Source organism: Porphyromonas levii (genome assembly GCF_018206105.1).
In the GTDB taxonomy this organism is placed as follows: Bacteria; Bacteroidota; Bacteroidia; order Bacteroidales; family Porphyromonadaceae; genus Porphyromonas_A; species Porphyromonas_A levii.
The window spans coordinates 1-14810 of the sequence record NZ_JADRGN010000007.1 but is presented as its reverse complement, the minus strand read 5'-3'; the positions used below and the strand labels follow the sequence as shown (position 1 = coordinate 14810).

General features: G+C 47.5%; 8 protein-coding genes. 5 read left to right on the top strand and 3 right to left on the bottom strand.

Going from position 1 to position 14810, the window contains the following annotated elements:
- The first annotated feature begins 199 nt into the window (after nt 1–199).
- Entirely contained in the window at nt 200–2608 is a 2409-nt protein-coding gene (locus tag IX315_RS02600; RefSeq protein WP_211635219.1) for a family 20 glycosylhydrolase, read from the top strand.
- A 76-nt stretch (nt 2609–2684) separates the two neighbouring features.
- Nucleotides 2685–3050, top strand: coding sequence for a TfoX/Sxy family protein (locus IX315_RS02595; RefSeq protein ID WP_156808656.1), 366 nt, complete (start codon nt 2685–2687; stop codon nt 3048–3050).
- A gap of 81 nt (nt 3051–3131) precedes the next feature.
- On the opposite strand, the gene IX315_RS02590 is transcribed toward IX315_RS02595, so the two are convergent.
- The 3 genes from IX315_RS02590 to IX315_RS02580 form a co-directional block, all read right to left on the bottom strand.
- The gene (locus tag IX315_RS02590) at nt 3132–5282 is read right to left on the bottom strand and encodes an ATP-dependent Clp protease ATP-binding subunit (protein WP_211635221.1); all 2151 of its coding nucleotides are present in this window, start codon (nt 5280–5282) and stop codon (nt 3132–3134) included.
- A gap of 67 nt (nt 5283–5349) precedes the next feature.
- Entirely contained in the window at nt 5350–6006 is a 657-nt protein-coding gene (locus tag IX315_RS02585) for a cytidylate kinase-like family protein (protein ID WP_134849820.1), read from the bottom strand.
- Nucleotides 6007–6012: 6 nt separating this feature from the next.
- Nucleotides 6013–7311, bottom strand: a complete 1299-nt coding sequence (locus IX315_RS02580; protein WP_244973061.1) for an acetyl-CoA hydrolase/transferase family protein — start codon at nt 7309–7311, stop codon at nt 6013–6015.
- A 701-nt stretch (nt 7312–8012) separates the two neighbouring features.
- On the opposite strand from IX315_RS02580, the gene pheT reads away from it, so the two are divergent.
- From pheT to mfd, 3 genes are read left to right on the top strand one after another with little or no spacing between them, the layout of a single operon-like run.
- A complete protein-coding gene (gene pheT / locus IX315_RS02575; protein ID WP_211835740.1) occupies nt 8013–10466 on the top strand; it encodes a phenylalanine--tRNA ligase subunit beta in 2454 nt (817 codons plus the stop codon).
- Nucleotides 10467–10488: 22 nt separating this feature from the next.
- Nucleotides 10489–11211, top strand: coding sequence for a YebC/PmpR family DNA-binding transcriptional regulator (locus tag IX315_RS02570; protein WP_018358141.1), 723 nt, complete (start codon nt 10489–10491; stop codon nt 11209–11211).
- Nucleotides 11212–11268: 57 nt separating this feature from the next.
- On the top strand, nt 11269–14595 hold the full coding sequence (mfd, locus tag IX315_RS02565; protein ID WP_211837129.1) for a transcription-repair coupling factor: 3327 nt from the start codon (nt 11269–11271) through the stop codon (nt 14593–14595).
- Nucleotides 14596–14810 lie beyond the last annotated feature (215 nt).

The window sequence follows — 14810 nt, the reverse complement described above, 5'->3', positions numbered from 1 at the left end:
TTATTTGTAGGTTTAGAGACCTCATAATCACTCTAAGTATTTGAGATATCTCCGCTATAGAGGGCTTTTGTCTCCTCTGTAGTGGAGATTTTATTGATACTCAAGTAGAACGGATGATAATGCTCTCTCCTAAAAATATTTAGTAACTTTGTGATGGGTAAGAGTGTAACTAATAATCAACATTAAATATAGTTTTGATATGAAGAATGTATTGAAGGTTGTGCTTGCTGTTGCGACAACTACTATCGCTTTGGTAGCTTGTGGTAAAGGCTCTAGCACTATCGTGGATCACCCGTATAATGCTGGGATCAACGTCATACCTATGCCTGCATCTATAGAGGCTAAAGGTGAGGGTGGCTTCGAGCTAACCAAAAATGTCTCTTTCGTTGCTGATGGTGAAGAGCTAACGAAGATTGCTAAGTTCTTTGCTTTGAAAATTAAGGGCTCTACTGGTTTTGAGCTACAGACAATTCCCGCAAGTAAGAACCCAAAGCAGGAGATTGCTTTTGCTCTTGTTGGTGCCGATATTGTACCAGCTGAGGAAGGGTATACACTGGATGTATCTAGTGAGGGTATCAAGATTCAAGCTCAGACACCTAGAGGTATTTTCTGGGGTATGCAGACACTACTCCAACTCCTTCCTGCCGAGATTGAGAATCGTGATGTGATTCGTAACGTGGATTGGAAGATTCCTTATGTGTCTGTCATAGACGAGCCTCGATTTGGATATAGAGGACAGCACCTTGATCCATGCCGTCACTTCCTTACTGTAGAGGAGACCAAGAAGTTTATCGACGTACTATCTATGCTCAAGATCAATAAAATGCACTGGCACCTCACTGATGATCAAGGTTGGAGGGTCGAGAGCAAGGTATTCCCTAAGCTGAACGAGATTGCAAGCAAACGTATAGAGGGCGATGGCAGTACCTACGGACCATTCTTCTATACTCAAGAAGAGATTAAAGACATCGTGGCTTATGCCAAGGAGCGCTATGTAGAGGTAATTCCCGAAATCGAGTTCCCTGGGCACAATGTAGGTGTGATTACTGCATATCCTGAACTAGGGTGCTGGGGAGAGGAGTTCCCTTATGAGGTGCGTAATATCTGGGGTATCTCCGACGAGGTTCTATGCGCAGGTAATGACAAAGTCTTTGAGTTTGCCGAGAAGATTCTAGATGAGATTATACCATTATTTGATAGTGAGTATTTCCACATCGGTGGTGATGAAGCACCAAAGCGTATTTGGGCTAAGTGTCCTAAGTGCCAAGCTCGTATCAAAGCCGAAGGTCTCAAGGATGAATATGAGCTACAGAGCTACTTTATCCATAGAATAGAGGAGATCGTACTAAAACACGGTAAAAAGATGATAGGCTGGGAGGAGATTCTCGAGGGCGGTCTCGCTCCTAGTGCTATCGTGATGAGTTGGACTGGTGAACAGGGTGGTATCACCTCTGCAAATATGGGACATGACGTAATAATGACTCCTGCGAGCGCAGGACTGTATGTCGATCATTATCAGGGAGATCCAGCTATTGAGCCACAAGCTATTGGCGGATTCTCTACCCTAGAGAAGGTGTATAGTTACAATCCAATCCCTGAAGCTATTCATGCAGATAAGCGTCACCATGTGCTTGGAGTGCAGGCGAACCTATGGGCAGAGTACTTCTATGAGAGTTGGCAGAACGAGTACCACGCTTTCCCTCGTGAGATAGCTGTCGCAGAAGTAGGTTGGACTCCGCTAGAGAAAAAAGACTTCGCCGACTTTGAGCGTCGACTTCAGAATATGCAGAAGCGACTCGACTACCACGATATGATGTATTACATCCCACAGCCTGAGCAACAAGGATTGGGCGGAAGCATCAATACAGTAGCATTTGTGGATAGCACTACCCAGGAGTTTAAGACCAGTGGACATGTGTACAAGATCATTTATACCCTCGATGGTTCGGAGCCAACCGCAGATAATGGTACCGAGTACACGAAGCCACTCACCTTTACAGATGATGCTACTCTAAAGATAAGGTCGCTTGTGTTAGGGGGCAAGATGAGCCCAGTACGTGAGATCAATATTCTCAAGCAGTCTTATGAACCAGCTATTGCTCAGCCAGAGGATGCTGGAATCGCCAAGGGTATTAACTTCGGTATCAAGCATGGTCGCTTCACTAATACCGATGAGGTACTAGCACTTCCTACTGATAGTCTAGACTGGACGGAGGGTATTGCCTTCTCTAAGACAGGTCAGCCATTCTATATCGAGGATCGACTAGAGCACCTTATGTCTAATGTAAATCACTTTGGCGGAATCTATGAGGGCTATATCAATATCCCAGAAGACGGCGTGTACCGCTTTTGTTCATTGCACCACAAGCTCTGGCTCAATGATCAGTTAGTCGTCAATAATGAAGGAGAAGTGATGAAGACCGCTCGCCACGATATTTCTGTAGCGCTTGGTAAGGGGTTACATAAGATTAAGATTGTGACTATTGGAGAGATCCAAGGCGGATGGCCTACTTTCTGGAACGATGTTCGTCTCCGTTGGTCTCGTATGGATAAGGGCGAGGCTCTCGACTTTATTCCAGATGAAGATTTCTTTCATTCAGTGAAGTAACTAGTGTTTTGTGCTTAATGATAAAGGCGGGCAGTATCCATTTGGTGCTGCCCGCCTTTATTATTACTTTTGCCGTATGAATGTATCAGAAGAATATGCAAGCTTTGTAGCCGATCAGTGCTCTGGCGCTGGAGAGATAAGGCTGCGCAAGATGTTTGGAGCTTATTGCCTATATTGCAATGATAAGGTAGTGGCTTTTCTTGTTCACGATGAGTTTTTGCTCAAGCCTACCGAGGCGGTTCGTCCGCTACTCAAAGAGGTGGAGGAGAAGGAGCTATTCCCAGGCTCCAAGGGCTTCTTCTGTATTACAGATATTGATAATCATCGGTACATGTCGGATATCGTACGGGCTACATACGAAGCACTCCCTATGCCCAAGCCTAAAAGACCTAAGAAACCTATAAAAGGCGATGGACTTGAGAAGATTATCAATGAACGCTAGTGGTAAAATGGTTGAGACCTTGCCTATGTGCAACATAAAAGGACTACGCAAATCTTGCTTTTGCGTAGTCCTTTCATCTTCTTACTGTGCTGCTATTTCTGGTTGTAGCAACCGTAGTTTTTCAGGCGATTTCCCATGATCTACGTCGATAAGATAGCGCCCACCAGGGATAGCTTCACCATCGATAATAGCTTGGGTAATCAAGTCCTCTACATACTGAGCAATGGCTCGGTTGAGAGGTCGGGCACCGAGCTTAGGGTCATATCCTTTCTTAGCAAGAAATGCGCGTGCCTTTTCGCTGTACTCAACTGTAATCTCCAAGGCATCCAGTCTAGGCGCAAGTTCTTGCAGCTGAATGTCCACAATCGAACGGATAACCTCAGGGCTCAGAGCATTGAAGGTTACAATCTTATCTATACGATTAAGGAACTCAGGAGCAAAGCTCTTCCTAAGCATCTTCTGTATTACCTCCTGAGATAGTTTGCTCATCTCCTCTGCGCTTGCATCACGGAATCCTATGCCCGTACCGAAGTCATCGAGTTGGCGGGTACCTACATTGGAAGTCATGATGACAATGGTATTCTTGAAATTGACCTTTCTACCATTACTATCGGTGAGCACACCATCGTCCAGCAATTGCAGGAGGATATTGTGGACATCGGCATGAGCTTTCTCAATCTCATCAAAGAGAACCACAGAGTATGGCCTACGCTTAATCTTTTTCGTAAGTTCACCACCCTCGTCATAACCTACATATCCTGGAGGTGCTCCTACAAGACGGGAAACCGTATGTCGTTCCATAAACTCGCTCATATCCACTCGGATCATGGCATCCTCACTTCCGAATAATTCCTTAGCTAGGTTCTTGGCTAGGTGGGTCTTGCCCACACCTGAAGAGCCAAGGAATAAGAATGACCCAATTGGTTTCTTCGGATTACGTAGCCCTATCTTATTTCTCTGGATAGCACTAGCTATGGCATCGATTACATGATCCTGACCCTTTACCTTTGCTTTGAGCCTATCAGCCAGCCCTGCTAGCGATGCCAGATCGTCCTTGGTAAATGACTCCACTGGCACTCCGCTTGTGAGCGATACCACCTTTTGTATCTCCTCCACACCGACCATTACCTTCTGTGTAAGCATCTCGCCACGCTCCAGTCTAGCCTTGTATTGGTCAAACTCACTTATTGCTTCCTTCTCCTCATCGCGGTACCTTATAGCTAGCTCGTAGTCGCTCTCACTTACGGCTTTTTGCTTAAGGGCACGTGCCTCGTTAATCTTTGCTTCGAAGTGAGAGAGGTCAACCGGCTTTTGGTTTGCCATGAAGGCATAAGCCCCAGCTTCATCGATAGCGTCGATAGCCTTATCGGGGAAGAAACGATCCGTTACATATTGATCGGTGAGCTTTACCGCTGCCAATAGGGCATCGTCGGAATAAGTTACGTGGTGGTGCTCCTCATATCTAGGGCGTAGCTTGTGGAGTATCTCCAGGGTCTCTTTAGTATCAGGAGCCTCCACGACAATCTTTTGGAAACGGCGCTCCATAGCACCATCCTTCTCGATAGTCTTGCGGTACTCCTCCAAAGTTGTAGCACCTATTACCTTTATCTCGCCTCTAGAGAGAGCTGGTTTTAGAATATTAGCTGCATCGAGCCCACCTTGGCTATTGCCGCTACCCATGAGCGTGTGTATCTCATCGATATAGAGGATAATATCGGGATTAGCCCTTAGCTCCTTGATCATCCCTTTCATACGCTCCTCGAACTGACCTCTATACATCGAGCCCGCTACCATACTTGCCAAATCTATAGATATGATGCGCTTATTCAGTAGGGTAATAGGTACATCGTTGGCTACTATCTTTTGGGCTAAAGCCTCCACAATAGCTGTCTTACCCACACCGGGCTCTCCTAGAAGAATTGGGTTATTCTTCTTTTTCCGTGCTAATATCTGTGCTACGCGTTGGATCTCTCCATCACGTCCGTATATTGGGTCGAGCTTATTTTTCTTCGCAAGGTCATTGAGCCAAGTGCCATATTGGTCTAGGGTAGGGGTATCCGACTTGCCTTTACCTCCGCCTGTGGTGCCCTTATCCTTACTTGGCTCCTTGTTGCCCTCATGCTCCTCACCTTTGCCCTCGTCCTTGCTGAATAGTTCGCCGAGGTCATCGTCAGGATAATTGGGCATCGATGCCATCATATCTAGTCTATATTGTCTTGCTCTATCTTTCATATCTAAAAATCCCCTCATAAGTATCAACGTATACTCATGAGGGGATTGGTATAATTATGAAATCATCCTATTCCATAGGGAAACCACGTCTCCTCATGAGTCCTACTATCATATCTACCGCATAATCTATGCCAACAGACGATAGCTTAATAGACAGGTCATAATTGTCAGCCCTGCCCCAGTTCCGAGAGGTGTAATAGTTGTAGTACTCTCTACGATCTTTGTCCACCTTTTCCACTTCTGCTGTAGCATCGTCTATAGTCTCCATTCCGAGACGCTCTTGGATATGCTTAGCTCTCAGCTCTATATCATCTGCAATATAAACAGTCAGCAAGTGGGGATGTTCGCGAAGTACATAGTCTGCACATCTGCCGACAAATATGGCGGAACCCTTCGCCGCTAGTTTTTGGATGGTCTCAGCCTGGAGTGTGAAGAGATGATCATTGGAGAGGTAGTTATTGGTGTACATATAGAAGGGATTAGGCATACATAGAGTACTGCCTACTACTAGGGGAAGCTCGTAGACATTCTTTTCGTCTGCCTTCTCGAAGAGTTCTTTGCGGATATTGTTGTCCTCGGCAGCCTTGTCTAGTATCTCCTTGTCGTAGAGCATTACCTTGAGTCTCCTCTGTAGCTCACATGCAACCTTATAGCCTCCGCTTCCGAAAGAGCGTCCAATACAGATGGCGAAGGTATTGTCTGGGTAAATCATCTCATTCTCCATAATTCATCAAAAAAACTTCTTGGCAGGGAATTGCTCCATTACAGAGCGCTCTAGCTCTTCTCTAAACTTAGGGTGGGCGATGCTCACTAGTGCTTCTGCACGCTCTAGTTCGGTGCGTCCCGAAAGCTCTGCCACACCATACTCAGTTACCACGTAGTCAATATCATTGCGTAGGGTAGTGACTACGTTTCTATTACTTAGGGTAGGGGCGATACGGGATATCTCACCACCCTTTGCTGTAGACTGAATAGCGATGATGCTCTTACCTCCCTCAGAGATGCGTATACCACGGACATAGTCAAACTGACCTCCCGAGCCACTAAACATCTTGCCACCTACTTTCTCGGCACATACCTGTCCATACAGATCTACTTCAATACATGAGTTGATAGAGATCATGCGAGGGTTCTTACCAATAATATAAGGGTCATTCATCAGGTCTACAGGATATTGCTCGAAAAGCTCATTGCCATCTAGGAAGTCATACAGTGCTTGGTCTCCCATCGTAAAGGCAGCAGTCATCTTGCCTTGGTGTATGCCCTTGTATCTACCAGTGATTGCACCACTCTTGAATAGCCCTAGCACACCTGGAGTGAGTAGCTCAGTGTGAATACCAAGGTCGCTGTGGTTGGTTAGTAGCGATAGTACCGCATCAGGTAGCGCCCCAATACCAATCTGTAGGGTAGCCCTATCGGGTACGAGTTCTGCACAGAATGCCGCAATCTTCTTGTCTAAATCGCTTTGCTCAGCACTAGGAACAAGGTGTGGCTGTGAGCTATGCTCCACGATGACATCTATTTCATCAGCGGTAAGGAAATTATCTCCACCTACAAAAGGAAGTTGATTATTGACCACTGCCATTACCTTCTTGGCATATCTTGCAGCTGGAAGTCCAAAGTCGCTAGAAAGGCTGCAACTGTATCTGCCCTGATTGTCTGGAGGTGTTACTTGTAGGATAGCCCAGTCCGGCTCAAAAGTACCACCAGGAGCAAATAGAGATGGTACCTGAGAGAAGTGACGTGGGATAAAATCAGCACGTCCCTCATTCACTGCATCGCGCATCGCTTTGCCACTCATGAAAGGTGAGCAAACCCTTATGTGCTTCTCCATCCCTGGCTCCAAGTGCACTGGTGTACCTAGGTATATCAAGTGGAATAGCCTAAGGTTCGTAAAGCGCTCTTTTTGCCTTACAATCTCTTCTACCACACAATTGGGGGTTACTGCTCCATGTCCGAGCACTAGCTTTTCGCCATCCTTAATCTCTGCTACTGCCTCGCTGAGTGGCATTACTTTAGCTCTTTGCATATTACTACTTAATTCGGTATCCAAAAATTATTATAGGTTAGGTTGTACTCCCTCTCCACCCACAAATTTACCAAAATTGGCTATCGTGTGCAACAAACACTTCAGAATAAGCCTAACTCCCTTTGGCTTCTTGGGATAGAGCCCAAAGTTTCCTACGTTGGAAAGGAAAGTTTCCAAGGAGGGAACAGAAGTTTTCCATGCTTGGAAAGATTTCTTTCCAAGCATGGAAAATATTTTGGAAAATATGGTATTCCTGAAAATAGTACACAGTTTGTTTGTTATTCCTGTTATTGTATACACTTCTTTTTTGCAATCCTAAATGTGTACACACCCTGAGGGATGAGCCCTATGCTAGCCTCCTAACAACTCATTTATAGCAAGGCTAATCATCAGGTGTTGGCGATGTTTTAGCCTGAGAGGTTTGAGGATAAGAGTAATGTTTCCTCGACTAACTACAGTAACCCTTATAAGAAGGAGTATTTTCAATTCTATGAAGAAGGATATGCATTGGTAAATGAAACGCTGTTGGTATTCACATTTTACCCTCAAGAAACGAGACTAGATTGTAGGGCGAGAGGGTACGAGCCATTTTAGCTATATCGCCTTATTTTGTTACCTTTGTAGGAGTTTTTGAGTGGGTCTTACATCTGAGGTGTAAGGCTTGCTCCTTTTCGGTTGATAATCAATAGATAGGAGACTATATGAATATATCATTTTCGTGGTTGAAGAAGTATGTCGATTTCGATCTAACTCCAGATGAAGTAGGCAAGGTGCTTACCTCTATTGGCTTGGAGGTAGGTGGCGTAGAGGAGCGTGAGTCCGTACGTGGCGGATTGCGAGGTCTGGTAATAGGTAAGGTGCTTACATGTGTAGAGCACTCCAATTCTGATCATCTCCACGTCACCACCGTTGATATCGGCAGTGGTGAGCCACTTCAGATTGTCTGTGGTGCTCCTAATATTGCTGCGGGGCAGACTGTTGTGGTCGCTACGGTAGGGACAGTGCTCTACGATGGTGATGAGAGCTTTACCATTAAGAAGGGTAAGATCCGTGGTGTGGAGTCGGTAGGCATGATTTGCTCAGCCAAGGAAATAGGTCTCAGTGGTGACCACTCTGGAATTATGGTGCTTGAGGAGGGCATAAAGCCAGGTATGCCTGCTGCCGAATATTTTGGTATTACAAGCGACTATGTAATAGAGGTAGACATTACCCCTAATCGTGTCGATGCTACTTCTCACTACGGTGTAGCACGAGACTTGTATGCTTTTCTCAAGACACATGGTTACAGTACTGCAATCCGTAAGCCAGAATGCCCCAAAGTGGAGGCTACGAATGACGAACCTATAGCGCTATTTCTCGATGCTCCAGTAGCCGCACCAAGGTATATGGGTGTGGTGATTAAGGGTATGAAGGTGGCAGAGAGCCCAAAGTGGCTCCGTGATGCTCTTGAGACCATCGGACAGCGCTCTATCAATAGTGTAGTAGATGCTGCGAACTATGTGTTATTTGAGCTCGGACAGCCTCTGCATACTTTCGATTTATCCAAGATTCAGAACAACGAAATCCATGTGCGTCTTGCCGCTGAGGGAGAGCGCTTGATTGCTCTTGATGGAAGCGAACTCAAGCTTACCGATAAGGATCTTGTTATCGCTGATGCGACCAAACCACTTTGTCTAGCTGGTGTAATGGGTGGTGCAGACTCGGGGGTTACAATGGGAACCACCGATATGTTCCTAGAGGTAGCTACGTTCCATCCTACCTATATCCGCAAGAGTGCAAGAAGACATGGGTTCAATACCGATGCCTCTTTCCGCTATGAGCGTGGTCTAGATCCTGCTCAGTTGCCAGAGGCAATGCAGAGAGCAGTAGCCCTTATCACAGAGCTTACAGGAGGAAAGGTCGAGAGTAAGATATACGATGAGTATCCTGAGGTGCAGAAGCCTTATGAGGTAACGCTCACAATGGAGAAACTTCATCAGTTGACCGGGCTAGATATTCCAGAGGCAAAGGCTATAGAGATTCTGGAGGCACTCGAGATTAAGGTGGTGGAGAATAAGGCAGGCAAGCTCGAACTACTCGTGCCACGCTACCGTTTTGACGTTACTCGTGATATAGATGTGATTGAGGATATCCTCCGTATCTACGGCTATAATGAGTACCCCGAGGATGAGAACCTCCGCAGTACGATTAGTGTCAAGACGCCTACCGATATGAGTGTGGCGATGCAGAAGCGTATCAGTGAGCAGCTTACTGGTGCAGGTTTCAATGAGATCCTCAATAATTCTCTATCCAGCGCAAGCTATTATAAGGAGGAAATCGCCTCGGGCAAGGCTGTGCAGGTGATGAATCCTCTTTCGCAAGACCTATCTACCATGCGCATGACCCTGCTTCATGGTGGTCTAGAGGTCATTAATTACAACCTCAATCGTCAAGCCCATGGTCTGCGACTCTATGAGTTTGGCAATACCTACCGTCGTGCTGAGGAGGGGGAAAAGACTGTCCTTGAGGGGTATAAAGAGAGCTATCGCCTGGGTATCTGGATGACTGGCGATGCCGAACCTACCCATTGGGCACGCGCTGAGTATGGTGCTAGTGTATTCGAGCTCAAGGCTATTGTCCTCAATATCCTCCGCCGTATGGGACTTAATGAGGGCGAATACTTCGTAGAGCGTGCCGATGATACCACTGGCTTTGAGGCGGCTGAGCGAATAGCTCTAAAGGGTGGGGCAACGATTGCTACATGGGGACTCGTGGGTCAGGAGACCCTCAAACTCCATGACATAGATGTACCCGTCTATTTTGCAGAGCTCGAGTGGCGACCAATCATGGAGCGTATCCTCCGAAAGGACATAAAGATGAAGAGCATTGCTCGCTTCCCTATGGTGAAGCGTGACTTCGCTTTGCTGATAGATAAGAGCATTACCTTTGCCGATGTAGAGGCTACAGCGAGGAAGGTAGGAGGTAAGTTACTCAAAACGGTGACCCTCTTTGATGTCTACGAAGACCCAAAGCACCTGCCAGAGGGCAAGAAATCGTATGCAGTGGCGTTCGGTCTGCAAGATGCCGAGCAGACGCTCTCCGATAAGGTGATAGAGAAGACGATGAATAAGATTTACGAAGCGCTCAATAAGCAGTTGGGTGCTACACTAAGATAATTTACACACACAAGTAATAAGTATGGGAAGAGCATTTGAATATCGTAAAGCTCGTAAGTTGGCACGCTGGGGAAATATGGCTCGCGTGTTTACCAAACTATCCAAAGAGATCACTATGGCGGTCAAAGCAGGCGGCCCTGATCCCGACACCAATCCACGTCTGAGAGTGCTTATTCAGACCTCTAAGAAGGAAAACATGCCTAAGGACAACGTGGAGCGTGCTATTAAGAAAGCCACGGACAAGGATACTGCCGACTACAAGGAGGTGAGTTTTGAGGGCTATGCACCTCATGGCATCGCCATATTCGTTGAGACGGCTACGGATAACAATACTCGTACGGTTGCCAATGTGCGTAGTTATTTCAATAAAACCGGTGGTTCTATGGGCACCACAGGTAGTGTAGAATTCATGTTCTCTCATGAAGCCGTCTTCCATGTGGTAAAGAAAGAGGATGCAGACCTAGAGGAATTGCTCCTTGAGCTTATCGACTACGGTGTAGAAGAGATTGATGAGGACGAAGGGGAGCTCGTGATTTCTGCAGACTTTGCTTCGAATGCTGCACTCCAAGCGCACCTCGAGGAGATGGGTTATGAGATCACTAGTTCGGAGTTTGTACGTGTCCCAATGGACTACAAGCAGGTGACTCCAGAGCAGCGTGCCGATGTAGAGAAGCTTCTTGATAAGCTAGAGGAGGACGAAGACGTTCAGAATGTCTTCCACAATATGGCTGACGAAGAGGAATAAAGACGTTGCAATATGGGTAATAGGTGTAGCTATTGCCCATATTCGCACCCATAATGGATGAATATTGATCAGATAGTCAAGAGGTTTTCAGAGGGTAAGTCACTCGCTTCCTTGAAGCAAGCGCTCTCCAAGGGAACCAGAAGTATAGCTGTAGAGGGGTTGCAAGGCTCCGCTACAGCTATTTTATTACACGCATTGACCGATGCTCAGCGTCCCATTCTTGCAATAGCTCGAGAGGGAGAGCTTGCTGCGTATCTGCAAAATGACCTAGCGGTTCTCCTTGGCGATGAACAGGTATCATTCTTCCCCTCTCTCTATAAAAAGGCGATACGCTACGGTCATAAAGACCTAGCCAATGAGGTTATCCGAAGCGAACTCTTGGAGCTCATCCGTGATGCGGCGCTTCCTAAGGTCATTGTCACCTATCCCGAAGCATTGATAGAGGGTGTTGTGGAGGCAGAGGCATACGAGGCAGGTAGATTGGAGCTGAGAGTGGGCGCTCAGATGGATCGCAAAGCCCTCCGAGAGAAGCTCTGGGAGATGGGCTTCGAGGAGAAGGATTACGTCTATGCCCCTGGCGATTTCGCCGTCCGTGGTAGTATTATCGATATCTATTCCTTCGCTGCGGAGTACCCAGCGCGTCTCGATTTCTTCGATGACGAGCTAGAGAGCATACGTCTTTTTGAGCCCGAGAGCCAGCTATCCCAAGAGCAAATAGGGGAGATTACCATTCTCTCCTCCTTCAAACCTGAAGAGCGAGCCGGTCACTCCCTGATCAGTTTGCTACCAAAGGATACACTCATCTATGTAGATCAGGCAGCCTTTCTCCCCGATAGCCTCCAGACGACCTATACCACTGCGCCTATTCATCCCGAGGACAACCAGTTCGCAACCCTCCAAGACCTTCAAGCTTCTCTGGTCGAACCCACGAGCCTTTTGGCAGAAATCGACGAGCATCAGTGCCTTTTGACCAATCCCAAGGTGGCAGAGAAAGTGGTCCGTTTCGGACAGTTGCCCGAACCTATCTTCCACAAAAACTTCGACCTTCTCTCCGAAGCCCTACTCAAGTATCAGTCCTCAGGCTACGATACAATCATCATGAGTGACCAGGAGGGGCAGATAGAGCGGCTACAGTCGATATTCTCAGAGCAGGCTAAGGGCGTCGTTTTCCAGCCCATTACCCCCACACTACACAGTGGTTTTATCGATGACACACTGAAGATAGCGCTCTTTACCGACCACTCTATCTTCGAGCGCTACCATAATTTTAAGCTCAAGAGCGATAAGATTCGTAAGTCGAGAGCGGTGATGACGCTCAAAGACATACAGAGCTTCGAATATGGAGACTACGTGGTGCACCATAATTATGGCATCGCTACCTTCGGCGGACTATTTACGATTGCGCAGAATGGCAAGCAGAAAGAGACCGTGCGGCTCAACTTTCAGGGCGGTGACTCGGTCTATGTCTCCATCCACTCTCTGCATCATATCTCCAAATACAAGAGCAAAGACAACGAAGAGCCCCCACGACTGAGCAAGCTAGGAGGTTCTGCTTGGGACAACCTCAAGGAGCGCACCAAGAAAAAGGTCAAGGATATTGCGCGCAACCTCATTAAGCTTTATGCCGAAAGATTGAGGATAGAGGGCTTTGCCTTCTCCAAAGATAGCTACTTGCAGAAAGAGCTCGAGGCCTCATTCATGTACGAAGACACTCCAGACCAAGAGCAAGCGACCAAGGAGGTCAAAGCAGATATGGAGCGCCCCATACCTATGGACCGATTGATATGCGGGGATGTGGGCTTTGGCAAGACAGAGATTGCCATCCGAGCTGCCTTCAAAGCTGCCACAGATGGCAAGCAAGTGGCAGTCTTAGTCCCCACTACTGTATTGGCTTATCAGCACTTTCGTACCTTCAGCAAGCGACTAAAGGCGTTCCCGGTTCGGGTCGATTACCTCAGTCAGGCGAGGAGTGCCAAGGAGCGCAAAGAGGTATTGGAGGGGCTCAGGGAGGGAAAAATTGATATTGTGGTGGGCACTCATACGATAACGGGCAAGGGTGTAGAGTACAAAGACCTAGGGTTGCTGATTATAGATGAGGAGCAAAAGTTTGGTGTCGCTATCAAAGAGCGCCTCCGCGAGCTACGTGCCCATATCGATACCCTTACCATGACCGCCACACCTATCCCACGTACCCTTCAGTTCTCACTGATGGGTGCGCGCGATCTCTCCAATATTCTCACCCCTCCGCCCAATCGTTACCCTATCCGAACAGAGCATTTGCTCTACGATATAGATGTGCTTGCCGAGGCTATCAATGCCGAATTGGCTCGAGGGGGTCAGGTGTACTTCATCCACAACCGTATCCACAATATGAATGACATTGCCCGAGATATTGCCAAGGCAGTGCCAGGGATAAGGATAGCTATAGGGCATGGGCAGATGTCGGCAAAGGAGCTGGAGAAAGTGCTCCTCGGTTTTGTCCATCATGAGACAGATTTGCTCCTCGCTACCACTATTGTGGAGAACGGAATAGACGTAGGCAATGCCAATACCATCATTATCAATGACGCCCATAGGTTTGGGCTTAGTGACCTGCACCAGCTCAGAGGTCGGGTAGGGCGAAGCGATCGCAAAGCCTATTGCTTGCTCCTAACCCCTCCGATAGAGGAGCTTACCCCCAATGCCAAGCGACGTATGCAGAGCATCACCTCCTTCTCCGAGCTTGGTTCGGGCATCCATATTGCCATGCAAGACCTGGATATTCGTGGTGCTGGGAACCTCCTAGGAAGCGAACAGAGTGGCTTCATTGCCGACCTCGGGTTTGAGACCTATAAGCGCATTCTAGAGGAAGCGGTGATGGAGCTCAAAGATTCCGAGTTCGCAGAAGAGCTCAATACCCTGCAGGGCGACGCCCCTCAGCCCCGAGACTTCGTGTACGAGACTGTGGTAGAGACCGATGCCGAAGCCTATTTCCCTCAGCTATATGTGCCGGGTGATAATGAGCGCATCACGCTTTATCGGGAGTTGGAGCGTCTCTCCACAAGCCTAGACATTCAGGCCTACCGTCTGAGGCTCGAAGATCGCTTTGGCGCACTCCCTCAGGAGGCCGAGGAGCTCCTCAAGGTGGTGGAGCTTAGGTTGCTCGGAAAGCGTTCGGGTATCGAGCGAGTGGTGCAGAAGCAGGGCTTGCTCAAGCTGTATTTGGTCTCCGATCTCAATAGCAGTTACTACCGAAGTGCTGTCTTTAGCCGCATCTTAGCCAATGCTACTGCGTGGGGTAGGGAGCTTCGGTTCAAAGAAGAGCAAGGGCGACGGTCTATCTCCGTCAAAGGCATTACCACGGTTACCCAAGCCTATCACATTGTAGAGAAGCTCGTGCAGTAACCAGAGCGCCCCCTTGTAGCAAAGACTATTGGAAGGTCGAAAGAGAAGAAATCAGAGATGCTTTTTCCTATTGGTTTACCATAGACGAAAAAAAGGTCGAGGGTTTTGGTCGAAAAGGTCGAGGGTTTTGGTCGAAAAGGTCGAGGGTTTTGGTCGAAAAGGTCGAGGGTTTTGTTCGAAAAGGTCGAGGGTTTTGTTTGAAAAGGTCGAGGGTT